The sequence below is a fragment of the Streptomyces boninensis genome (genome assembly GCF_048572725.1).
GTDB lineage: Bacteria > Actinomycetota > Actinomycetes > Streptomycetales > Streptomycetaceae > Streptomyces > Streptomyces boninensis.
In genome coordinates this window covers 5,198,521-5,221,277 of the sequence record NZ_CP183837.1, presented here as the reverse complement: position 1 = coordinate 5,221,277, position 22,757 = coordinate 5,198,521, and the positions used below count along the sequence as shown (strand labels likewise).

The following is a 22,757-nucleotide window of genomic DNA, read 5'->3' as shown; positions in this document are numbered from 1 at the left end:
CAAAACCTCAGGAGCCACCTCAATGCGCACCCGCACACTCGCCGCCGCCATCACGGCGGCGACGCTGGCCGCCGCCGGGCTGAGCCTCACCGCGCCCGGCGCCGCGATCGGCGCGCAGTCCAAGCTGCGTGACGACTTCAACGGCGACGGCTACCGCGACATGGCCATCGGCGTACCGAACGCGAGCGGGGACACCGGCGCGGTCGTGGTGACGTACGGGTCGGCGAACGGCATCTCGCCGTCCCGCTCCATCAAGGTCACCCAGGCCTCGCCGGGCGTGCCGGGGGCGGCCGAGGCGGGCGACCAGTTCGGCGAGAGCGTCACCACCGGCGACGCCAACAAGGACGGGTACGCGGACCTGATCGCCGGCTCCCCGTACGAGAAGGTCGACGGCAAGCCGGACGGCTCAGTGACCATCGTCCTCGGCGGCCCCAACGGCCTCACCAAGCACGGCGGCATGGTCCTGAACGCCCCGTCCGCCGACGACCGCGACTTCGGGCAGGGCGTGTCCTTCGTCGACTTCGACGGCGACGAGGGGTCGCGGCAGCTCGAGGTCGTCAGCGGGCGGCACTTCTACTACTACAGCGAGGTCCTCAAGGGCGACGGCACCGACTGGGTCGGCGGCCTGGAGGTCGACTTCCTGCCGGACGACGTGGAGCTCGACGGCGTCATCGGCATCCAGGACGCCAACCAGGGCGCCGGCGACGCCTTCGTCTACGGCAAGCACCGCGAGGGCGACTACCTGGCGCACATCCCGGGCGGCCCCGGCGACATCGGCTACAAGCACTCCGTCATGTCCGACCAGGGCCCGGCCCGATCGGTCGCCGCGGGCGACCTCGACAAGGACGGCGACGTCGACGTGGTCACCGGCCAGCCGGGCGCCAACGGGCACGGCTCGATCACGGTGTGGATGAATGAGCCGGACACCTCCGGCGAGACCGCCTGGAAGAAGACGTCGTACGACCAGAACACGGCCGGCGTCCCGGGCGTGGGCGAGCCGGGCGACGACTTCGGCGGCTCGGTGTCGGTGTCGGACGTTACGGGCGACGGCAACCTGGACGTGGTGGCGGGCGTGCCCGGCGAAGACGTCGGCACGGTGGCGGACGCGGGCGCGGTCGTGCTGCTCAAGGGCTCGGCGGCCGGCATCACCACGACCGGCGCGAAAGCCCTGGACCAGGACTCCGCCGGGGTCCCGGGGGTGGGCGAGGCCGGCGACCGCTTCGGAGGGGCGGTGCAGCTGAAGGACACCAACGGGAACGGGAAGTCGGACCTGTTCGTGGGCGCCCCGGGCGAGGACGTCAACGGCATCGAGGACTCCGGCGCGGTCTGGGTGATCAGGGGCGCGTCCACCGGTCTTACGACGACGGCCATCACGTCCTTCAACCCCACCGACGTCGGTTTTGCCGCACCCGCGGGCCTGCGCTTCGGCTCGGTCTTCGGGCGGTAGGCCGGGTCGTACCGGCCCTCGAAAACCCCAAGACCCCGGTCCTCTGCTCCCCAGAAGAGGACCGGGGTCAAGCTTTGTCCGTAGTGTCCGGTAACTCGTCCGGATAGTTCCCGCTATTCGCACAACCCATGCACCGCATCAGGAGAGTCCCGGCGTCATCTCCCGGCCATCCCGCCGCCACCCGCCACCATGCGGGCAACCTTTTACCTTCACCCCACAACCATCCGGGCGCACCACGGGTCTCACTCTCGTACGCAATTTCAGGGAGGGAACCCGTGCGCACGAAATCCGCGGTCATCGCGGCCGCATGCATCGCCGGTGCGGTCGCCGCAGGTCTGACCACACCTGCTGCCCAGGCCGCCCCCACGACCAAGCTGCACGAAGACTTCAACGGCGACGGCTATGCCGACCTCGCCACCTCGGCCCCGTACGCCGGCTTCGGGGGCAAGACCAAGGCCGGATATATCGTCATCGTCTACGGCTCCGCCAAGGGCCTCAACCCGGCCACCCGTACGGTGATCAGCAAGAACACCGCGGGCGTGCCCGGCGACGCCGCCGACTCCGACTACTTCGGCACCCGCCTCGCCGCCCGCGACCTCGACGGCGACAACATCACGGACCTCGCGGTCGTCGGAAACAACGATGTCACCCTGCTGTGGGGCCGCAAGGGCGGCCTCACCGGCGAGCAGGCCGCCACCCTCGCGGGCCCGGCCGGCACCTCGGGCAAGGTGACGGGCGAGACCCTCACCGCCGGCGACTTCAACGGCGACGGCGAGACCGACCTGTTCGCCACGCACAGCGACGACTGGGAGCAGCGGGCGATCCTCAGCGGCCCGTTCACCCGCGCCGGCGTGCCGGCGAGCGAGCAGCAGGTGGACATGTTCACCACCGACAACGCCATCGACCAGGTCGTCGCGGGCGACTACACCGGCGACGGCATCGACGACCTCGCGACGTTCTACACGTACGAGAACCACAACGAGGGCGGCCGCCTCTGGCGCGGCACCGACAAGGGCCTGTCCACGGACCCGACCGCCCTCCCGTCGGCCGCCACCGCCACCACCGGCGACTTCGACAAGGACGGCAAGAAGGACCTCGCCATCCGCACCGTCCCCGGTGACGTCAACGAGGATCTGCCGGCCGATCCCGGCACCATCAAGATCCTTTACGGCGACGCCAAGGGCCCGGGCGCGACCCGTACGAAGACGTTCACGCAGAACACCGCGGGCGTCCCGGGCGCGAGCGAGAAGGGCGACCAGTTCGGCGCCCGGCTGTCCGCGGGCGATGTGAACGGCGACGGCTACGACGACCTCGCGGTCGGCGTCCCGGGCGAGGCCATCGGCACCAAGGCCCACGCGGGCGCCGTCGTCACGCTGCGCGGCGGCTCCGGCGGCCTGACCGGCACCGGCGCCAAGGCCACCCACCAGGACACGGCGGGCGTCCCCGGCGTCGCGGAGGCCGGCGACCAGTTCGGCGGCGCGGTGAAGGTGCTGGACGCGAACAACGACGGCAAGGCGGAGGTCGCGGCCTCGGCGCCGCAGGAGAACGCCACGGGCGCGGTGTGGTCGCTGCCGGCGACCGCCTTCAACCCGGGCGATCTCGGCACGCCGGCGAAGGACGCCCGCTTCGGGTACGGCTTCGCGGGTGAGGCGGGGTTCTACCTGTCCACGCAGTAGGGGTCGGACAACGGTCCAGCCCTTAGCGGAGGGGTGCCTCTCCACCCCATAGAGGAGGGGTATCCAGCCAGCCCGTAGGGGACAGGCAGGAATCGCCCCTTACGGGTTGTACCGGATCGGCCACAATGGCCATCCCGTTACCCCCGGCCGGTCACGCGGCTCGCGTACACCAGGTACGTTCGAATCGTGGCTGGATTCAGGATCGGCCGGGGACACCGCTCCCGCGGCGCACAGCAGCAGGGGCAGCAGTACGGGCAGCAGCCGTACGGCCAGCAGGGCTATCAGGGCGGACCGCCGCCGCCGGGATACGGGCAGGGGCCTGGTCCTGGGCGCGGGCCGGGGCCGGGGCCGGGTGGCTATGGCGGTCACGGCGGTCACGGCGGTGGCCAAGGCGGCTTCCCGCCGCCCGCGCACGGCGAGCCGGAGTACTTCGGCGGCGGTGGCGGCGGCCAGGGCCCCGGCCCGTACTATCCGGACAATCACGGACACACCCACCCATACGGCGTGGGCGAGGCCCCGGATGCGTACGGCCAAGGCGGCTACGACGACGGCCAGTACGGCTCCGGCGGCACCTACCGCGCCGGCAGCGCCCCGGCGCCCGTCGGCCCGAAGCTGCACTGGAAGGACCTGCTCCGCGGCATCGTCTTCCACCCGAACCGCACCTTCTGGCAGATGCGCGACCACAAAATGTGGGGCCCCGCGCTCATCGTCACCTTCATCTACGGACTGCTCGCGGTCTTCGGCCTGGACACCGCCCGCGACGACGTCCTGAACTCCACGCTCTCCAACTCGATCCCGTGGGTGATCTCGACGGGCGTCGCCGTCGTGCTCGCGGGCCTGGTCATGAGCGCCGTCACCCACACCCTCGCCCGCCAGCTCGGCGGCGACGGGGCGTGGGAGCCGACGGTCGGCCTGGCCATGCTGATCACTTCGCTCACGGACGCGCCGCGGCTGCTGGTGGCGATGTTCGTGGGAGGCGACGCGGGTTTCGCGCAGCTCCTGGGCTGGCTCACCTGGCTCGCCGCGGGCGCGCTGCTGACCTCGATGGTGAGCAAGTCCCACGACCTGCCGTGGCCGCGTGCGCTGGCGGCGTCCTCGATCCAGCTGATCGCGCTGCTGGCGCTGATGAAGCTGGGGACGGTGTAGCAGGCCTCTGACCGCGTGAAAGGGCCCCCGCCTCGGCGGGGGCCCTTTCACGCGGTCAGTCTCATGCGCTCACATCGGGGTGCGGTGAAAGTTCAGATAGGACCGCGAAGGCGTCGGCCCCCGCTGCCCCTGATACCGCGACCCGTACTTGGCGGACCCGTACGGATGCTCAGCAGGCGAGCTGAGCCGGAACAGGCACAGCTGCCCGATCTTCATCCCCGGCCACAACTTGATCGGCAGGGTGGCGACATTGGACAGCTCGAGCGTCACATGCCCGCTGAACCCGGGATCGATGAACCCGGCGGTGGAGTGCGTGAGCAGCCCGAGCCGCCCGAGCGAGCTCTTCCCTTCAAGCCGCGAGGCAATGTCGTCGGGAAGGCTCACGACCTCATAGGTCGAAGCCAGCGCGAACTCCCCGGGATGGAGGATGAAGCACTCATCCCCATCGGGCTCGACCAGCCGCGTCAGATCAGGCTGCTCGACGGCCGGATCGATGTGCGGATACCGATGATTCTCGAAGACCCGGAAATACCGATCCAGCCGTACGTCGATGCTCGACGGCTGAACCATCGCGTCGTCATACGGATCGATCCGCACCCGCCCGGCGTCGATCTCGGCACGGATGTCCTTGTCAGAGAGCAGCACGCCGACGAGGATACGGCAGCTAGCGCTCGCCCCGCGCCACGGGAACCGCCTGCCGCAACCGCCCGCACTTAGGACATCTCACCAGCCGCGATGGCCCGAGCCGCGCGGCACTCTGCATCGGCAGCGAGTCAGTGCGGAAAACATGCCCTTCGGCACAGCGGACGACGGTGGACTCCATCGCGTATCGCGTCCCTTCCCCGTGGTTGCAGCTAGGCGACGAAAGCCACATTACGGGATGTTCCCGACGCGAGTAACACCGGCACTCCGTCCTTCACGCTACGCCCCAACTACCGCCCCTCACACCCGGGTCCCCACACCCGCACACACCCCGCCCCAACACAAAAGGGCCCCCGCACCCGCGAGGACCCACCACCTGCACCAACCCCCCGGCCACTACGGCCGCAACCCCGACATGAGGTACAGTGTCTCGACGAAGACCGCCTCACCAGGCGTCTCACGCGGGTGTAGTTTAATGGTAGAACATGAGCTTCCCAAGCTCAGAGCGCGGGTTCGATTCCCGTCACCCGCTCCAAGCAGAAGACCAGGTCAGGGCCAGTTTCCGCATCGTGTGGAGGCTGGCCCTGAGGTGTTCCGGGAGCCGCGTGCGGCGCGAAGAGGAAACCGCCCAGCAGGAGGGGTGGCGCAGCGGAGCGCAGGGCTGCCCAGGTCTTCCAGACATGGGCGTGGCTGGACCTCGGCGATGGGCGTGGCTGGACCTCGACGACATGCCCCGCGCCGGTGCCATCGTCACCCGTGACGGCAAGGCAGAAACGCCTCGTGGCCCAGCACGACAAGGCCCAAGCTGCAGCCGCTGCATGCATCCTGCTGCGATGGCTGGCGGGCATCGTTGCGCTGGGGCTCCTGGCATTCACCGCCGTCATCGCTGTGGTCACCGGCGGCCGCGGAGAGATGCTTGCGTTCATCGTCCCGCTGCTGTTCGCGGCATTGAGCGGGTCAGTCTGGTTGGTTCTCAAGATGTACGACCGCTGACCGGCCCGCGTGGGAGGCTGCGCCGATGGACATACGAGCAAAGCTTGTCGGCTCCCTCCCCGAAGGATTCATCCCGGCCGCGGACGACGGCACTTGCATCGAATGCGGCTGCGAGAAGTCGGCCGCGGATGGTGCGGAGCACTGCCGACGCCACACGGCTAGAGCCAAGCGCCGCGCCCTCGGATCGATCCCGGCCGAGATTCAGCGGGCGATGGCCGCACAGTCGTGTGTCTACTGCGGGCAACAGGCCACCGGCTGCGACCATCTCCTGCCAGTGACCAAGGGCGGCACCAACGACCTGGACAACCTGGTCCCTGCCTGCCGGCGCTGCAACTCAAGCCGCAGCCGCCGCGATCTCATCGGCTGGGACCCTGAACGGGTCCTCCACGCCATGAACGTCTCCGAGAAAGTGCGCAGCCACGTGATCATGGAGGCATCGACGCTGGCCACCAGGGTCTCGAAGGTGCGTGTGCACTGCGCGATGAACCGCCAAATGGATGTCCTGAACATTCTCAACGGCGACTAGTCAGTCCGCCACCCGCAGGCCGCAGCCCGCTCAGCGCGCGGCCGGCTCGGCCGCGGCCTGGCCCGCGTAGTGGCAGGCCGCCGGGTGCGTCCCTCCGTTTCGTACGGCGAGGTCCGGGGAGTCCGTTCTGCACAGGTCCGTTGCCAGTGGACAGCGGGTGTGGAAGCGGCAGCCCGCCGGGGGGTTGGCCGGGGAGGGGACTTCGCCGGGGAGGGAGGGGGGCGTGGTGGTGTCCGGGCGGTCGTGGACCGAGGGGGCCGCGGCGAGGAGGGCCTCGGTGTAGGGGTGCTGGGGGGACTCGAAGACCTGGGGCGCGGTGCCGTGTTCCACGATCGTGCCCAGGTACATCACCGCCACCTCGTCCGCGATGTGCCGGACCACGTCCAGGTCATGGGAGATGAAGAGGTACGCGATCCCCAGCTCCCGCTGCAGATCCGCGAGCAGGTTCAGGATCTGTGCGCGCACGGACACATCGAGCGCGGACACCGCCTCGTCGCACACGATCAGCTTCGGTCGCAGCGCCAGCGCCCGCGCGATGCTCACCCGCTGGCACTGGCCACCCGAGAGCTCGTGCAGGCGGCGGCCCGCGTACGACTCGTCCAGGCCCACCTGGGTCAGGAGGCTTGCCACCTGCTGCGCCTCGTCCGCCGGTGCCATCTCCTTGTGGATGTGCCAGCCCTCCGCCACGATCTCCGCGACCCGCATCCTCGGGTTCAGCGACGTGTACGGGTCCTGGAAGACCATCTGCAGGTCGTTCGCCACCCGCCGCCGCTCGCGGCGGCCCGCCGTCGCCAGGTCGAGGCCCGCGAAGGAGACCGATCCCGCGAAGGGTTGCAGCAGGCCCACCACCGCGCGGGCCAGCGTCGACTTGCCGCAGCCCGACTCGCCGACGATGCAGACCGTACGTCCCGGCCGTACCGTCAGATCGATGCCCGCGACCGCGTCGACACGGCGGCGGCCCAGGCCCGAGCGGCCCGGGACCGTGTAGCCGGCGTGCAGGTCGCGGATGTGCAGCAGTGCGTCCGGCAGCAGCGCGTCCGGAGTCTGCTTGCTCGTGCTCATGACGCCGCCTCCACGTTTTCCGGCCCGGCCAGGATCTTTCCGCTGTGGTGGCAGGCCGACTTGTGCGCCTGCCCCGCCTGCCCCACCTGCCCCGCCTCCCCCACCGCCGTCAACGCGGGGTCTTCCGTACGGCACACCTCCGTGGCGTACCCGCACCTCGGCGCGAAGGCGCACCCCGCCGGCAGCGTCCCCGGCGCCGGCGGCTGGCCCTCGATCGGCACCAGCCGCCCCGGCCGCGCCGGGTCCGGAACCGCGTCCAGCAGGCCGCGCGTGTACGGGTGCGCCGGTGCCGTGTAGACGGCGTCCAGCGCGCCCGTCTCCACGATTCGGCCCGCGTACATCACCGCCACGTCCTGCGCGACGCGGGCCACCACGCCCAGGTCGTGCGAGACCAGCAGCATCGCCATCCCCGCCTCCGTCTGCCGCCGGGCGAGCAGCCGCAGGATCTGCGCCTGCACCGTCACGTCCAGCGCCGTCGTCGGCTCGTCGGCCAGCAGCACCGCCGGGTCCAGGGTGAGGGCCATGGCGATGACCGCCCGCTGCCGCATGCCGCCCGAGAACTCATGCGGGTACGCGCCGTACTTGGCCTCCGGGTCGGGGATGCCGACGGTCCGCATCAGCTCCACCGCCCGCTCCCGGGCCGCGCGCCGGCCGGTGCCCCGGCGGCGTAGCGTCTCCGCGATCTGCCAGCCCACGGTGAACGACGGATTGAGGGCCGCCATCGGGTCCTGGAAGACCATCGCGACCTTCGCACCCCGCAGTTGCCGCCACTGCGCGTCGGTGAACCCCGCGGTGTCCCGGCCCTCGATCTCGACCGTCCCCGCGCTCACCCGCGCGCCCGCCGGCAGCAGCCCCATCAGGGCGAGCGACGTCAGCGACTTGCCGCTGCCCGACTCGCCGACCAGGGCGGTGACCCGGCCGGGTACGAGGTCGAGGTCGACCCCGCGGACGACCCGCCGCGCACCGTCGCGGCCGAAGCCTATGTGGAGGTCCCGGAGGCGGGCCGCCGGGGCCGGCCCTGCGGCCGTGGAAGACATCGTGCTCCCCTCTCTGCTCATCTCTGCGACCGCTCTCCGCTCATATCTCCGACCGCTCTCCGCTCATATCTGCGACCGCTCTCCGCTCATATCTGCGACCGCGGATCGGACACGTCCCGGAAGCCATCCCCGATCACGCCCACCGCCGTGACCACCAGCGCCAGCGCCGCCGCCGGCATCGTGGATATCCACCACGCCGAGCCCAGGTAGTCGCGCCCCACCGAGACGGTGGCGCCCCACGACGAGGTGTCGACCGGTACGCCGAGGCCGAGGAAGCTCAGCGACGCCTCCGCGACCATCACCAGGCCCACCTGCACCGTCGCCGCGACCAGCAGCGGCTGCCAGACGGACGGCAGCACGTGGCGGGCCATGATGCGTATGTGTCCCGCCCCCAGCACCTGCGCGGAGTCGACGAACCCGAGCCGCCGCGTCGCCATCGCCGACGCGCGGGCGACGCGGGCGAAGATGACCCACCTCGTGATCGCCAGCGTGATGACGATGTTGGTGACGCTCGGGCCGAGCACCCCGGCCAGCAGGATCGCCAGCAGGATGGAGGGGAAGGCGAGCTGGATGTCGCCGATACGGGAGGCGATCGTGTCCAGCCGGCCGCCGAAGTAGCCCGAGACCAGCCCGACGACGAGGCCGACCGCGCCGCCGACCAGGATGGTCGCGCAGGCGACAAGCAGCGAGATCCGGGATCCTGCCAGCAGGTTCGCGAGCAGGTCGCGGCCCATCTGGTCGGTGCCCAGCCAGGCGATGCCGCCGGCGTCGGTGCGCTCCCCCGGCGACAGCAGCCGGTTCGGCAGGTCGGTGGCCACCGGGTCGTACGGGCGCAGCAGCGGCCCGGCGATGGCGGCGAGGACGAAGAGCGCGAGGATCCCGGCGCCTATCCACACCCGCACCGGCACCCGCCGCGCGGCGTCGCCCGCGGCCTTGCCCGTACGGGGTTCCTCAGCGGCGGGCGCCGGCGCGGCCGCGGTCGTGCTGCTCATGCGTCCTCCGGGGTGAGGCGGGGATCGATGACGAAGTAGACGGCGTCCACGAGCAGGTTCAGGACGATGTACGCCAGCGTGATCGTGAGGATCGCGGCCTCGACGACCGCGTAGTCGCGGTTGGTGATCGCGTCGACCATCAGCGAGCCGATGCCCGGCCAGGAGAAGACGACCTCGATGATGACCGCGTTGGCGATGAAGTTGCCCATCAGCAGGCCGAGTACGGTCACGACCGGGATCGCGATGTTGCGGCCGACGTGCACGTACTGGATCATCCCCTCGCCCACGCCCTTCGAGCGGGCCGTACGGGCGTAGTCCTTGCCGCCCTCCTCCAGCGCGCTGCTGCGCACCAGCCGCGCGAGCCAGCCGATGAACGGCAGCGACAGCGTGAAGGCCGGCAGCAGCACCGCGGCGGGTGAGCCGTCGACGGTCGCGGGCAGCCAGTCGAGCTGCCGGGCGAAGATGAGGATCAGGACGATGCCGAGCCAGAACGACGGGATGGCCTGGCCGGCCAGCGAGCCGGTGGAGACCACGAGGTCGAGCAGCTTGCCGGGGCGGCGGGCGCAGAGCATGCCCAGCGGGATCCCGACTACGACGGTCAGCAGCAGGGCCGCGAGCGACAGGCTCAGGGTCGCGGGGAAGCGGTCCAGGGTGTTGCTGAGGGCGGAGCCGCCGAGGCGCCAGGAGTCGCCGAGGTCGCCGCGTAGGATCCCGGCGAGGTGGTCGACGTACTGCCGCCACAGCGGGTCGTCGAGGCCGAAGTCGGCCCGTACGCTCTTCAGCTGCTCCGCGGAGGCGTCCGGCCCGACGATCAGCTTGGCGGGATCGCCCGGCACGACGCGTACGAGGAGGAACACCAGCGTCAGCGCGCCGAAGGCCACGACGACGGCCTGCGCGATGCGTTTGGCGAGGAACGCGCCCATCATTGCTCACCTCTTCTTCGAAGCGGTCCGGCGGAGGCACGTACGACGAGTTCGGGGGCCAGGAGAGTACGGATCGGATCCGCGTCCTGTGCCGCGGAGTCGGGCCCGGACCGCACCCGCTCCAGCAGCCGGTCGACGCCGGCCCGGCCCACGTCGGGCGCGGGCAGCCGGACCGTGGTCAGGGCCGGGTCGAGGTACGCGGAGAACGGGTGGTCCCCGTGGCCGACGACGCCGATGTCCGTGCCGACCCGCAGCCCCCGCTCGGTGAACGCCCGGTACAGGCCGAGCGCGTGGTAGTCGTTGCCCGCGAGCACCACCGCGCCGGGCCCCGCCCGCCGCGCCAGTTCCGCGCCGACGGCGTACGCCGCCCCGGGGTCGAAGGGGCCCGAGACCGGCTCCCCCTCCGGCGCGGCCGCCGGGTCCACGCGCACCACCGCGTCGTCGGGCACCGTGATCCCGCGGGCCGCCAGCGTCTCCCGGAAGCCCCGGATACGCTCGGCGACCGGCGAGATCTCCAGGTCCTCCTCGACCAGGTACAGCTCGGTCGCCCCGCCGTCCAGCACGTGCTCGGTCGCCGCGCGGGCACCGGCGTAGTAGTCGACGCCCACGACGTCGGCGTCCAGCTCCGGCAGGTGCCGGTTGAGCAGCACCACGGGCGTACCGGACTTGCGCAGCCGGCTCCAGTGCTCCGCACCGTGCTGCACGGGTATGGCCAGCACGCCGTCGACGCCCCAGCGCATCAGCTCCTCGGCGGCGCGGCGCTCGTTCTCCGCGGAGTCCTCGGTGACCATGAGCATCAGCGAGTAGCCGCGTTCGCGGCCGCGCTCCTCGATCGCGGAGATGAGGCGGGCGTAGAAGGGGTTGGCCGGGTTGGTGATGACGAGCCCGAGGGTCATGGCGTTCCGCAGCACGAGGGAGCGGGCCATGGTGTTGGGCACGTAACCGAGGCGTTCCGCCTCCTCCTTGATCCGCTCGCGGGTCTCGGGACTCACCGCGTCCTTGTCGGCGAGCGCCCGGGAGACGGTGTTGACCGACAGGTCGAGCGACAGGGCGATGTCGCGCAGCGTGGGTCGGCGGCGTGGGGTCATGGGGTCCTCCGGCGCGGGGTCATCGGCGCCCCACCACGGCGAGGTCGGGCTGGTTGTTCGGGGCGGGGGTGAAGCCGGTCAGCTCCTTCGCGCGCCCGTACCCGGTGACGAGGGTGACGGGGAAGAGACCGACGGCGTCCGACCATATGGTCCCGCAGGCTTTGCCGTAGAGCTCGTCGCGTTCCCGGCCCTCGGGCGCACCGGCGGCCTGTGCCAGGACGGCGTCGAGTTCCTTGTTGGCGTAGCCGAGGCGCCCCGCCTCCGAGGTGTAGAGGCGGCCTATGGTGAAGGCGGCGTCGCCGGTGGTCACGGTGTTCGTCTGGAGGTTCATGTCCCAGTCGAGGCTGTTGAGCCGCTCCAGCCACATCGCCTTCTCTATGCTCTGCGGCTCGACGGTGACGCCGATCCCGGCCCACGCCGAGATCAGCGCCTGCGCCAGCTCCCGCGACAGCGGCCCGGTCGCGTCGAACCACATCATCGAGGTGGCGAACCCCCGCCCGAGCCCGGCCCGCGCCAGCAGCCGGCGTGCCTCGTCCGGGTCGTACGGCCAGGGCCGCTGCGGCGCGAAGCCGGCGACGGTCTCGGGGATCGGCGCGCGCATCTGCTTGCCGCCGCGGCCGAAGAGGGAGTCCACGATCTGCGGCACGTTCACGGCCTGGCAGAGCGCGCGGCGGACGTCCGGGTCGTTGAACGGCTTGCGCGCGCAGTTGAACCAGTTGAAGTAGTACGTCCAGGAGGGCACCGACTCGACGGTGATCCCGGACACCCCGCTGACCTCGGGCAGCTGGTCCGGCGGGACCGGCCAGAGCAGGTCGACGTCGCCGTTGCGCAGGGCGGTGATCGCCGTCGAGGTCTCCGCGATGTAGGGCATGGAGACGGCCGGCAGCTCCGCCCGGCCGTCCCAGTAGTCGTCGAACCGCGCCAGTTCGACGGAGGTCGACGGGGTGAAGCCGGTGACCCGGAACGGGCCGGAGCCGACGGGGCTCCGCTTCTGCTCCGGGTCCGCGACCAGCCGCGCCGGGACGATGAACAGGAGGGTGAGGTTGACCGGGAGCGAGCCGAGCGGCCCGTCGGTGGTGAAGACCACCGTGTGGTCGTCGGGCGCCTCGGCGCCCTTGACCGTCGCCCACAGCGGGGTCTGCGCGGACGGGACCTGCTGGGTGCGCTTCAGGCAGGCGACCACGTCGCGGGCGGTGACCGCGCTGCCGTCGTGGAAGACGGCGTCGCGGCGAAGCGTGAAGACCCACTTCGTGTCGCCCTCGCGCCGCCACTTGACCGCAAGCCCCGGCGCCAGCTCCGCGCCCTCGCGCCGTACGAGGGTGTCGAAGACCAGCCGCTTGACGATCAGCGACGCCTCGTCGACCGCGGTCGCGGCGTTGTACGGGTCCAGGTCGGTGACCGGCTGCCCGAACGCCGCGCGCAGCGCCCCGCTGGGCGCGGCGCTGCCGACGCCGCAGCCGGACAGCAGCACCGCCGTGGCGCCGAGTCCCGCCATCGCCAGGAAGTCCCGCCGCGCGGGGCCACGCCCGCTCGCTCTGCTCGCCCCGGTCATCTCACCACCTCCAGGTCAGGACTTGAGTGCCAGGTAGATCAGGACCTTGACGGACGGGGCCGCGTCGCCGGCGGCTTCGGCCGGCCCGTCGACGACGGTGCCGCGCAGCCGCAGCCAGCCGCCGAACCCCTCGGCGGGCCAGCTGTGCAGCAGCCCGTCGCCGGGGTCGACGGACTGCTCCGCATCGCGGTCGAGGTCGCACCAGTGCAGGCCGTCAGGCGAGATCTGGGTGCGTACGAGCATCCTCGGGGCGCGCCCCGAGGCGTCGAGGACGCGTACGAACCAGCGGGCCTCGCCGGCCCAGGCGGCCTCGTACGGCTCGGTGGTGAACTCGCCGGTCAGCGTCGCGTTGCGCTCGATGACGGCGGTGAAGGACTGTCGCATGGTCATGTCGCGCTCACCAGTCCACCGAGATCAGCACGGAGTCGAGGTACAGGAAGTTCCGCACGTCGGTGTGGGTGCGGACGGAGACGTAGAAGTTGAGCAGGTTCTGCAGCGACCCGTACTCCTCGTCGTACGGCGGGACGGGCACGTCGGACATGTCGTGGACGACGTCGTTGACCTGGAGTTCGACGTTGCTGCGGGTGTCGGTGTCGATGACCCAGCGCAGGTAGTGCCAGTTGACCTTGGTGGGGACCTCGTTGAAGCAGAGCTCCTGCCGCTCGCCGAACTGCCGCCAGTCGGCGGGTTCCGGGGCGGTGAAGTCCGCGGTCCGCGGGAGCTTGAGCTTGCCCTCGAAGTGCTCGCGGGGAGTCGGCTCGGGGACCGTGGGGTACATCCAGCGGTGCCGCACCTCGTGGTCGAGATCGGTGTTCTGGTACCGCACGACGTTGTGGTAGCGCACGCCGTCGCAGATGTCGGTCGCGACGGTGAGCGCACCGAACTGCTGCTCCGACGGGTGGTTGTTGGCGTCCCACCGGCCGCCGCCGGCGGCGCCCGCGGCACCGTTCTCCGCCGAGGCCGCCTCCGCCTTGTACGCGAAGTACGTCTCGAACTGCACCCGGCCGCGGCCGGACATCGTCAGCCGCCTGATCGCCACGCCGGTGTGCCCGGTGACCGGCCGGGTGGCGACCTTCAGGGCGTATGTCCCGGACATGGCCCCGTGCGTGCCGACGTCGAAGAAGTTGCAGGAGCTGAGCTGCGGCGGCCGGAAGTCCGACATGTGCTCGTCGACGGTGTCGAGATCACCGTGCTTGTCATGGTTGCCGATCAGCTCGATCCACCCGTGCGTCCCGGTGTTGAAGTCGTCGTGGACGAGGATGCGGCGCAGCGGGTTGAACCTCGCCAGCTTCGGGTCGAGCAGGCGCGGATCGGTGTGTGGTGCGGTCGTCACCGGTTTCCTTTCATGAGACGGACGGTGGCGTAGGAGAGGTTGTGGTCGGAGCGCAGCAGGTCAGCCTGCGGCCCCTCGGTCGCGGTGGTCTGCGGGATCTGCACCCACTCGCTGACCGGCGTCCCGTTCCGGACGAAGAGGTGGTCGATCTTCTCGCCGAGGGGCAGCGGGATCTTGCCGCCGTTGTACGAGGCGTACGCGTCGCCGGTGACGCGGTCCGCGGCCGCGTGCGCATCGGTGAAGCCGACGTCGGAGAAGGCGTCGATGGCGCTGGCGCCCTCGGCGGTGGAGCCGGAGTTCATGTCGCCGGCGAAGACGATGGGCAGGTTGCGGGTGTGCTTGTTGCGGAGGGTCAGGTCCTCGGCGGTGCGCCTGGCGTCGGCGTAGCGGACCTCGTCCCAGTTCTTGGTCCAGCCGTTGGGGTCGGTGGCGCCGTTCTTGCGGTACTCCAGGTGCATGTCGACGACGACGAAGCGGGCGCCGGACTTCTTCTCGCGCAGCACGTTCCAGGTCATGGTCTTGCCGTAGATCTCGGTGGAGTCCGGCAGCCAGAGCAGGTCGTGGGGGAGTTCGCGACCGCGCTTGTCGAGGTGGGAGTAGCGGGAGGCGTCGTAGTACGTGTAGCGCCCTGCGCCGGACTTGAGCGGGTAGCCCTTCTCCGGGTGCCGGGTGCCGGCGTAGTCGGCGGGGGCCTCGGCGTAGCCGTGCTCCTTGAGGGCGGCGGTCAGCGGCGCGCGGAAGGACTCGACGTCGACGGCGGGCTGGCTGGGCGTCGCGTTGTTGCCGATCTCCTGCGTGGCGACGACGCCGAGCCCGGCCGCGTCGATGTCCGCGGCGACGTCCGCGGCCCGGCCCTCGGCCCAGGGGCGCAGCTTGGTGGCGCAGTCGCGGCCGATGACGCGCTCGCACTCCGCCTTGGTCGGCAGGCACCCGTGGCCGCACACGTTGTACGTACCGACCCGGAGGTCCACGGTCCGCCCGGCCGCTCCGTGCCGACCGTTCTGCCCCTGCTCGTCCTGCTCTGAGGCCGCGGCAGCCGGCCCGCCGAGCAGCGCGAGGGCTATCGCGACGCCGGGGACCACCACGGTGGATATTGCACGCAATCTGGGACGCATCTCGGCTCCAGCCTCGACATGAACGTTAACGTGAGCGTTGCGATGGGCACGCTACGCATGCCGTGACCGGAAGTAAACGGTCCGGACGCGACTACTTCGCGAAGAAAAAACGCCGTCAAGGCACCGCCCCCGGCCTCGGGTTGGGGAGGCGCGGGGGCGGCGGGCGGGCGGCGGGCCCAGCAGGCGACGCCGCCGAGACCTGTCCGCGAACGAGCGGATCGAGATCCGGTCGGCCGCTGGTGCACGATCATGGGCCGTCTCACCCACGAGGGAGGGCGGCGCGCCCCGCAGCCGCGTGCTGCGAGGCGCCAGCGTATGCCGGACGCGGCTATGCCGACCGCCAGTGCCGGCTCATGCAGGCGGTGTTCGCGTTCGCCGTTGTCGAGAAGAAAATCTCGGCGAAGCCGGCAGGCCGGTTCTCATCACCCCACGCCTCGGCGATCACAGGCGGCTCCAGATCACGTCGTCACCGGCTGACAGAGTGCGAAGATGGTGTACTTCACCGGACGATCGGGATCGTACGCCGCCCTCACAATCCACGAATTTCGATCGCTGGGGAAGTCTGCTTGCGGCGGTGACGCATGCTGCTCGGCCCAATAGCCCCCGCCACTGACCTTTGTGCCCTTCGGGCACTCTGCTTCTAGGTCTACTCTCCAACTGATCGGCTCTGGCTCAAGGGTTTTCTGCACAACGATTCGCTGAGGACCCGCTACTGGCCCAGCCTCTCCACGGTCGCCCTGCGGTCCCTGAGAGCCTTGCACTCCAGTCTCGCCCTTTGGGCCGACTGCACCTTGGGCGCCTGTGGCGCCTTTCTCCCCTGGAGCGCCCCTGGCGCCCTCTGGCCCTTGGCCGCCCTTGAGCCCTTGATCGCCCTTGAGCCCCTGGTCGCCCTTGGGCCCCTGGTCGCCCTTGGGCCCCTGGTCGCCCTTGAGCCCTTGATCGCCCTTGAGCCCCTGGGCTCCTGTAGCGCCTGCCTCCCCTTGGGCGCCGGTCTCGCCCTTCGCTCCGGTATCTCCCTTTGGGCCCGCATCGCCCCTCAGGCCCTGAATTCCTTGGTCGCCTTTGACTCCAGGCTCCCCCTTGGGCCCTTGGTCGCCCTTAACCCCTTGGTCGCCCATGGGCCCCTGCGCGCCGGTCTCGCCTGTTGCTCCAGTGGCGCCCATCGGACCTTGGGTGCCTGTTTCGCCCTTGAGCCCTGCCTGCCCCTGCGGTCCTGTCTTGCCTTGCGGACCTTCGGGACCACGAGCACCCTGCTCGCCCTGCGCTCCCTGCTCGCCCTGTTGTCCCGTATCACCCTTCAGGCCCTGAGGGCCTACAGCTCCCTGTTCGCCCTGTTCACCCCTGGCGCCTTGGGCTCCAGTAGCACCGGTTTCACCCTTGAGGCCTTGCTTCCCCTGCGGGCCCTGGGCTCCTTCCTGGCCGGGCGCACCGGTTTCACCCTTTTCGCCCGTGGGGCCCTGTTTGCCTTGCAGCCCTTGGTCGCCCTGCGCGCCTTGTGGCCCCTGCTTACCTTCAAGTCCCTGCTTACCTTCAGGACCCTGTGCGCCAGGGGCCCCTTTCTCGCCGGTCTCCCCCTTCTCCCCGGTCTCGCCCTTGATGGCGTTCTCGTAGTCGCTGAGCGTCATGCCGGCGTGCTTCTGCATCCATTCCTCGGACGCTGAAGGGCCGGGCTCTCCGTGCTCGCCCCGGGGTCCCTGCTCGCCCTGGGGTCCCTGCTCGCCGACAGGGCCACTCTTACCCTGAGCCCCGGTCTTCCCGGGCTCACCCTTGTCTCCGTCGTCCCCCTTAGGGCCAGCCTGGCCTCGAGGTCCCGCTGCGCCATCCTCCCCGGGTTCACCTTGAGGGCCGACCGGACCCCGTTTGCCTTCCGGTCCCTGGGTGCCGGTCTCGCCGGTCTCGCCCTTCTCGCCCTTCTCCCCCTTGATGGCGGCTTCATAGTCGTCCATCGTCTTTCCGGGGTGGTTCTTCAGCCACTCCTGCGAGGCATGCAGCCCGGGGTCCCCCTGGATGAAGTCCTCGTAGTCGCTGACGGTCATGCCTTCGTTGGCCTGTAGCCATTCCTCGCGGTGAGACGGGCCGGTGTCGCCCGGCTCGCCGTTCTCACCCTTGGGGCCGCGAGGTCCGGTGGCTCCGTCTTCGCCGTCATCACCCTTGGGCCCCGGTTCGCCCTGCGGGCCCCGCCTGCCGTCCGGGCCCTGCGGACCGACGTCACCCTTATCGCCCTTGCCGCCTTTGTCGCCCTTATCGCCCTTCGGGCCGGGTGGTCCAGGAGGGCCGGGAGGCCCGACCTTGCCCTTACCGGTCTCTTCGTTGCAGAGCGGGACGGGGCCGAGGTTGATGGCGTAGCGGGCACTGATCCAGCCCTTGGGCGCCTTGTACCAGATCGAATTGCCGCGTACGTTCTGGCCCTTCACCTTGCAGGAGACCAGGACGCGGGCGCCCCTGGAGTAGGTGCCGACGGCTGCCGCTGCCGTGGTGGCCTCGGCTCTGGCCTTCAGGTGGCCGCGGGCAATCACCTGTGCGTAGGTGTCAGCGGCGTACGCATTCGCGGCGAGCAGCGACGACGCTGCGGTGGTGGCGAGGAGTGCGATGGATGCCTGTCTTCTTGGGTTGGACATGCTCGGACCCTAGGAAATCGGCCTGAATTAGGATGCAAACGACACACATCGACCATTGGGCCGTTCCGGTTGAACGGTGAAGTACGAGGCTGTGCGCACGCGCGAAGAGTGGCAGTAATGCCAGCTCCTACTTATATAAGTTGAGGCTTATATAATTCACCTCGGGCGCGATCACGGACGTGACCCGGGCCGAATTCAGACTTTCCCTCAGTCCGCCCCCCGGACCCGGAAGCCCGACCACCGCGCGTCGATGCCCTGGTCGCGCAGGGAGCGGCTGCGGCCGTTCCGGAGGGGGAGTTGGGTCCAGATGCCGATGGCTATCGAGACCTGCTCCGGGATGGAGGTGCCGTTCGTCTTGTAGATCTGTTGGCCGTCGACCTGCCACAGCACCGTCGACGTGCTGCGGTCGAAGGTGATTTCGCAGGTGCGAGGCCGGGTGAAGTCGTCATCAAAGTCTGCGTACGGAGTTTCCACGACGTGTACGAACGGGTCGGTCGCGCCCCATACGCCCAGCTGCTCGTGCATGGCGAAGACGCGGGTCGAGGTGCCGATGACACTGAACACCCGCTGGAGGTCGGCGACCTGGAAGGCGGCCATGCCCTGGCGGTAGTCGGCGGGTTCGCCGTTGAGGTTCTGGACCGACAGCTCGGCGGCGAAGGTCGCCGGGCGGTCCGGCGGCAGCGCGAATTCGCGGGTGGTGAACCTGGCGAACTTGCCGCTGTCGGCGGGCAGGAACGTATCGCTCGATGCCGAGAAGCGCGGGATCGTCACCCGTATCGCGCCCTCGCCGACCGTCACTTGAGCATTCGGATCGCTCGCCGTCCACTCCCCGCCGCCCGGGATCGGCACGCTGATCCCCTGCCACAGCGCGGGATCCAGGTCCGGGCCCTTCAGGTCGTCGTACGTCACGAAGTCGCCGTGCGCGGTCTGCGGGTTCGATGTCATGGGAGCTGCCTCCGAGCGAGTGAGCGCGGCGGCTGTTCGCCGCCTGCGTGTCTCTACGACGGGTCGGCAGCCTCATCCGTGACATGTGAGGCGCGCCCCTCACCGCCCCTCACCGCGCCTGGATCAGCGCACTCCCCAGCGCCGTACGCGTATGCAGCACGCACCCACCATCCCGCCGCGTCGACACCAGCCCGCTATGCCGCAGCGCCGCCGTATGCCGGCTCACCGTCGAAGCCGACGTGCTGGCCAGCTGCGCGAGCGCGGACGTCGTCAGTTCGGCGTTCAGCAGGCGCAGCACCCGGGCCCGCGTCTCGCCGAGCAGTTCCGCCAGCGCGTCCGTGGGCGTGCGGTTGCTGCCGGGGCGCCAGGACGCCTCGCGGCTGACCGGGTAGACGAGCACCGGGCGGAGGGTGGGGTCGGCGAGGGTGATCGGGTGGTTGACGCCGAAGAAGCTGGGGATGAGGTGCAGGCCGCGGCCGTCCAGGTGGACGTCCCGGTCGAGGGGGTAGTCGACCTCCAGCACGGGGGACTGCCAGCGGGCGGTCGGGCCGAGTCCGGTCAGTACGGCCTCGATGCCGCGGCTGAGGGAGTGCTCGGTGTGCTCGGCCACGTTGCGGGCGGCGAGCGCCGCCGCCTCCGCGGCGTACGGCGCGAGCACCACGTCGTGGTAGCGCCGCATCACACCGCCGAGGCGCCGCAGCGCGGCGGGGCGGCCCGCGGCGATGTCGGCGAGCCAGCCGGGCGCGCCCGCGGGCTCCGCGGCGAGCTGGCCGACCTCGGCGCGCAGCCGGGGCTTGCCGGTGGACAGCACGGTCTCGACGCCCGCCGCAAAGCTGGTGGTGTGGCCCGCAGGGGTCATGAAGTCGGGGAAGTAGGCGCTGACGGGGGCGAGCGCCGCCAGCAGGTGCGTATCGCCGGTGAGGCCCGCGGCGGCGAGGCGGCGGCGGGCGAGGCGGCTCCAGGAGGTGAAGTACGGCTGTGGCTGGAGCAGTTGGTGGACGCTGAGGACGGTCTCCCACATCGGGTCCAGCGCCCGGCCCACGCGGATCCGGCCGAGATCGGTGCTGGTGAAATGGATGCGAAGCACAGGTCCCCCTCCTGCGATCACTGAACGCCCCGGGAATTCTCCCATCTCTTCCCACGCCTGCCCACTGCGCTTTTGCGTCCGGCCGCAAAGGCTTTCTGCGGCGCGGCCGTTGGGTGATCCTGAGCATGCGCCCGTACGGGACGCTTCGTACCGGAAGACCGGAAAAGGGATCATCGGGGGGACATGAACAACGTCGAGCAGTTACGCGCGGCCCGGGAGATGCGCAGCATCAAGCAGTCGTCCGGGCTCAGCTACGAGAAGCTGGCGGCCAGGACGCACTACAGCCGCTCGTCCTGGGAGCGCTTCCTCAACGGGAAGATGCCGGTCACGCCGGGGGTCATCGAGCAGTTCGCCGCCGCGGTGGGGAGCGAGGCGGCGGGGCTGCTGCGGGTGCGGCCGCAGGATCCTCGCGATCCGGAGCCCGCGCCCGCCCCACCATCGCCGCGATCGGCCGCGCTTTTCACCTTCGTGACCCTCTTCGCCGCGGGTGTCGCCGTCGGCCGGCTGCTGAAGCCGGCCGGGAATCGGCGGGTGCGATACGTCCCGCTCCCGTCCCACTCCGCCTTCCCGCATCCCACGATGTGCGCGGCCCCTTCCCAACCCTGAGGCAGCCGGGCCGTCGCGTCCCGCGCCTTCCCCACCTGCGGGATCCCGCTCGCCCCACGGCGGCCGGGGTCCGCAGGCTGGCCGCACCGACCGCTCCACTACGGCGCGGTGCAGCTGAACCGAACGGAGACGCGACAGCATGAAGCGAACCATTGCCAAGGCGGCCATCGCCCTTTCCGGGGCGGCCCTGGCCGCCGCCGCGACCCTCGCCACGGCCGGCCCGGCGAACGCCGCCTGGAGCGACTGCCCGGACGGCGGGCTGTGCGCCTACCTCGGCGACGACGGCGCGGGCACTCCGGGCGTGGTCTACGGGGACAACAAGGACCTGCTCCAGTACTACAAGTTCGACAACGCGGACTCGATCTACAACAACGGCAATTCGTGCAACGTCCGCATCTACAACGGCAGGAACTACACCGGCTCCAGCTTCGTGCTGGACAACGGCTGGATGGCCCCCAACCTCTCCAGCACATACAAGGACGACGTCTCCTCCAACAACTGGTGCGTGTGAGTGCCCGGTTCGCGCGGCGGACAGCGCTGACCGTGGCACCGGTGGTGCTCGCACTGGCCGCGGCCGGCTGCTCCCCCCAGGGGCAGTCCGGCCGCGGGCCGGAGCGGCCCGCGGTGCCCGACGTCCGCCCGCTCACCGGCGCCACCGCGGCCACCGTCGCCGAGGCGACCCTGCTGCACGACCGCGTGGAGCAGGCCGTCGCCGCGTGCATGGCCGAACGCGGCCACGCGTACACCCCGCGGCCCCGCACCGCCTCGGGCCGCGGCGAGGAGACCAATCCGTACGGCCTGCTGACCCCGCGCAAAGCGGCGGCGGACGGCTACGGGCTGGTCGGCGAATACCACTACCTGCGGACCACTCCCCGCCCGAAGGCACAGCCCCACGGCCGGAGTTGGCAACGGGCGCTCACCGGCACGCCCGCGCACCGGGTGCGGGTGCGGACGCCGGACGGACTGCGGTTCGAGTTCTCGTCGGACGGCTGCGTCGCGCGCGGTGCCGAGCGGGTGTACGGGAAGGGCTGGAACCGGCTGCGGCCGGTGGCCGCCGGGCTGGCGAACCGGGTGCTGGAGGCGGTCGGGCGGCAGCCCGGATATCGTGCGGCGATCCGCCGCTGGTCGCAGTGCATGACCGAAGCGGGCCACCCCGCCAAGGACTTCCAGGCGACCCGGGAGGCCATCGACGCGCGGCTGGCGAAGGCCACCAAGGGTTCTGCGCCGCCGGACCCGGCCGTCATCAAGCGGCTGGGGCGCGACGAGCTGAACCGGGCCACGGCGGACGCGGACTGCCAGGTCCGTACGAAGATCGGGAAGACGGTCGCGCGGACCCAGCGGGAGGTCGAGCGCAAACTGCTCTCCACCGCCGACCGCCGGACCATCGCCCGCTACACGGACCTGAAGCAGCGGGCGCTGGACGCCGGCGTCGACTCGGATCAGCAGGCGCAGGAGACGCCCGAGCGGGGGGCGGTCAGCTCGTCGGCCGGGCGCTTCGCGGGGCCGTCGGCGGTGTCGTAGGCGAAGCCCTCGCGCACCCAGTACTCGAAGCCGCCGATCATCTCCTTCACCTGGTAGCCGAGGCGGGCGAAGGCGAGGGCGGCTCGGGTGGCGCCGTTGCAGCCTGGGCCCCAGCAGTAGGTGACGACGGTGGCGGTCGGGGGGATCAGGGCCGGGGCGCGCTCGGGGATCTCGGCGGTGGGGATGTGGATCGCGCCGGGGATGTGGCCCTGGTCCCAGGAGACGTCGTTACGGGAGTCGACCACGACGATGTCGGCGGCGCCGGTGTGGAGGGCGGCGTGGACGTCGGAGACGTCGGTCTCGAAGGAGAGGCGGGCGGCGAAGTGGGCGGCGGCGTCGGTGGCGGTGGCGGGCATCGAGGTGCTCCTTCAGGGCTGGGGTAGGGCGCTGACCTGGGATTTCCCGGGTGCAGAGCTCCATCCTGTACGGGCCGCCCGCCCGCGACGAG

The 22,757-nt window shown here is 70.8% G+C and carries 22 protein-coding genes and 1 tRNA gene; 9 read left to right on the top strand and 14 right to left on the bottom strand.

Annotated features, from left to right (window positions below; genetic code table 11):
* Nucleotides 1-22: 22 nt before the first annotated feature.
* From ACNNMR_RS23800 to ACNNMR_RS23790, 3 genes are all read left to right on the top strand, one after another.
* Nucleotides 23-1,447, top strand: coding sequence for a hypothetical protein (locus tag ACNNMR_RS23800; protein ID WP_419996708.1), 1,425 nt, complete (start codon nt 23-25; stop codon nt 1,445-1,447).
* A 275-nt stretch (nt 1,448-1,722) separates the two neighbouring features.
* Nucleotides 1,723-3,123, top strand: a complete 1,401-nt coding sequence (locus ACNNMR_RS23795) for an FG-GAP-like repeat-containing protein (RefSeq protein ID WP_419996707.1) — start codon at nt 1,723-1,725, stop codon at nt 3,121-3,123.
* Between the two features lie 186 nt (nt 3,124-3,309).
* A complete protein-coding gene (locus tag ACNNMR_RS23790) occupies nt 3,310-4,269 on the top strand; it encodes a Yip1 family protein (protein ID WP_419996706.1) in 960 nt (319 codons plus the stop codon).
* A 69-nt stretch (nt 4,270-4,338) separates the two neighbouring features.
* Here ACNNMR_RS23790 and dcd read toward each other — a convergent pair whose 3' ends face one another.
* Nucleotides 4,339-4,914 (bottom strand): dCTP deaminase, encoded by a 576-nt coding sequence (gene dcd, locus ACNNMR_RS23785; protein ID WP_419996705.1) that lies wholly within the window; start codon nt 4,912-4,914, stop codon nt 4,339-4,341.
* Between the two features lie 458 nt (nt 4,915-5,372).
* Between dcd and ACNNMR_RS23780 the strand changes: the two genes are divergently transcribed.
* The 3 genes from ACNNMR_RS23780 (at nt 5,373) to ACNNMR_RS23770 (ending at nt 6,430) form a co-directional block, all read left to right on the top strand.
* Nucleotides 5,373-5,446: transfer RNA gene (locus ACNNMR_RS23780), tRNA-Gly, on the top strand.
* A 245-nt stretch (nt 5,447-5,691) separates the two neighbouring features.
* The gene (locus ACNNMR_RS23775) at nt 5,692-5,904 is read left to right on the top strand and encodes a hypothetical protein (protein ID WP_419996704.1); all 213 of its coding nucleotides are present in this window, start codon (nt 5,692-5,694) and stop codon (nt 5,902-5,904) included.
* Nucleotides 5,905-5,929: 25 nt separating this feature from the next.
* Nucleotides 5,930-6,430, top strand: a complete 501-nt coding sequence (locus ACNNMR_RS23770) for an HNH endonuclease (protein ID WP_419996703.1) — start codon at nt 5,930-5,932, stop codon at nt 6,428-6,430.
* Between the two features lie 30 nt (nt 6,431-6,460).
* Here ACNNMR_RS23770 and ACNNMR_RS23765 read toward each other — a convergent pair whose 3' ends face one another.
* The 12 genes from ACNNMR_RS23765 to ACNNMR_RS23710 form a co-directional block, all read right to left on the bottom strand.
* Nucleotides 6,461-7,492: an ABC transporter ATP-binding protein gene (locus tag ACNNMR_RS23765; RefSeq protein ID WP_419996702.1), complete on the bottom strand. Its 1,032-nt coding sequence runs from the start codon at nt 7,490-7,492 to the stop codon at nt 6,461-6,463.
* Entirely contained in the window at nt 7,489-8,529 is a 1,041-nt protein-coding gene (locus ACNNMR_RS23760) for an ABC transporter ATP-binding protein (RefSeq protein ID WP_419996701.1), read from the bottom strand. Before ACNNMR_RS23760 ends, ACNNMR_RS23765 begins: the two co-directional genes overlap by 4 nt.
* An 86-nt stretch (nt 8,530-8,615) precedes the next feature.
* Nucleotides 8,616-9,521, bottom strand: coding sequence for an ABC transporter permease (locus ACNNMR_RS23755; protein ID WP_419996700.1), 906 nt, complete (start codon nt 9,519-9,521; stop codon nt 8,616-8,618).
* The gene (locus ACNNMR_RS23750; RefSeq protein WP_419996699.1) at nt 9,518-10,447 is read right to left on the bottom strand and encodes an ABC transporter permease; all 930 of its coding nucleotides are present in this window, start codon (nt 10,445-10,447) and stop codon (nt 9,518-9,520) included. The genes ACNNMR_RS23755 and ACNNMR_RS23750 overlap by 4 nt, the downstream gene beginning before the upstream one ends.
* The gene (locus ACNNMR_RS23745; RefSeq protein ID WP_419996698.1) at nt 10,444-11,532 is read right to left on the bottom strand and encodes a LacI family DNA-binding transcriptional regulator; all 1,089 of its coding nucleotides are present in this window, start codon (nt 11,530-11,532) and stop codon (nt 10,444-10,446) included. Before ACNNMR_RS23745 ends, ACNNMR_RS23750 begins: the two co-directional genes overlap by 4 nt.
* 19 nt (nt 11,533-11,551) lie before the next feature.
* A complete protein-coding gene (locus ACNNMR_RS23740) occupies nt 11,552-13,084 on the bottom strand; it encodes an ABC transporter substrate-binding protein (protein ID WP_419996697.1) in 1,533 nt (510 codons plus the stop codon).
* Between the two features lie 15 nt (nt 13,085-13,099).
* A complete protein-coding gene (locus ACNNMR_RS23735) occupies nt 13,100-13,474 on the bottom strand; it encodes a hypothetical protein (RefSeq protein WP_419996696.1) in 375 nt (124 codons plus the stop codon).
* Between the two features lie 7 nt (nt 13,475-13,481).
* Nucleotides 13,482-14,417 carry a DUF6772 family protein gene (locus tag ACNNMR_RS23730; RefSeq protein ID WP_419996695.1) on the bottom strand — a complete coding sequence of 312 codons (936 nt, stop codon included), beginning with the start codon at nt 14,415-14,417 and terminating at the stop codon, nt 13,482-13,484.
* Entirely contained in the window at nt 14,414-15,520 is a 1,107-nt protein-coding gene (locus tag ACNNMR_RS23725; protein ID WP_419996694.1) for a hypothetical protein, read from the bottom strand. Before ACNNMR_RS23725 ends, ACNNMR_RS23730 begins: the two co-directional genes overlap by 4 nt.
* A 470-nt stretch (nt 15,521-15,990) precedes the next feature.
* Nucleotides 15,991-18,150, bottom strand: a complete 2,160-nt coding sequence (locus ACNNMR_RS23720) for a hypothetical protein (RefSeq protein ID WP_419996693.1) — start codon at nt 18,148-18,150, stop codon at nt 15,991-15,993.
* Between the two features lie 207 nt (nt 18,151-18,357).
* The gene (locus ACNNMR_RS23715) at nt 18,358-19,095 is read right to left on the bottom strand and encodes a DUF6081 family protein (RefSeq protein WP_419996692.1); all 738 of its coding nucleotides are present in this window, start codon (nt 19,093-19,095) and stop codon (nt 18,358-18,360) included.
* Between the two features lie 109 nt (nt 19,096-19,204).
* The gene (locus tag ACNNMR_RS23710) at nt 19,205-20,182 is read right to left on the bottom strand and encodes an ArsR/SmtB family transcription factor (protein ID WP_419996691.1); all 978 of its coding nucleotides are present in this window, start codon (nt 20,180-20,182) and stop codon (nt 19,205-19,207) included.
* 183 nt (nt 20,183-20,365) lie between these two features.
* Here ACNNMR_RS23710 and ACNNMR_RS23705 point away from each other — a divergent pair, with 183 nt between their 5' ends.
* From ACNNMR_RS23705 to ACNNMR_RS23695, 3 genes are all read left to right on the top strand, one after another.
* Nucleotides 20,366-20,788 carry a helix-turn-helix domain-containing protein gene (locus ACNNMR_RS23705; protein WP_419996690.1) on the top strand — a complete coding sequence of 141 codons (423 nt, stop codon included), beginning with the start codon at nt 20,366-20,368 and terminating at the stop codon, nt 20,786-20,788.
* A gap of 139 nt (nt 20,789-20,927) precedes the next feature.
* Nucleotides 20,928-21,299, top strand: a complete 372-nt coding sequence (locus tag ACNNMR_RS23700; RefSeq protein ID WP_419996689.1) for a peptidase inhibitor family I36 protein — start codon at nt 20,928-20,930, stop codon at nt 21,297-21,299.
* 41 nt (nt 21,300-21,340) lie between these two features.
* Nucleotides 21,341-22,309, top strand: coding sequence for a hypothetical protein (locus ACNNMR_RS23695; protein WP_419996688.1), 969 nt, complete (start codon nt 21,341-21,343; stop codon nt 22,307-22,309).
* Here ACNNMR_RS23695 and ACNNMR_RS23690 read toward each other — a convergent pair.
* Entirely contained in the window at nt 22,228-22,665 is a 438-nt protein-coding gene (locus ACNNMR_RS23690) for a rhodanese-like domain-containing protein (protein WP_419996687.1), read from the bottom strand. The genes ACNNMR_RS23695 and ACNNMR_RS23690 overlap by 82 nt on opposite strands.
* Nucleotides 22,666-22,757: the final 92 nt, after the last annotated feature.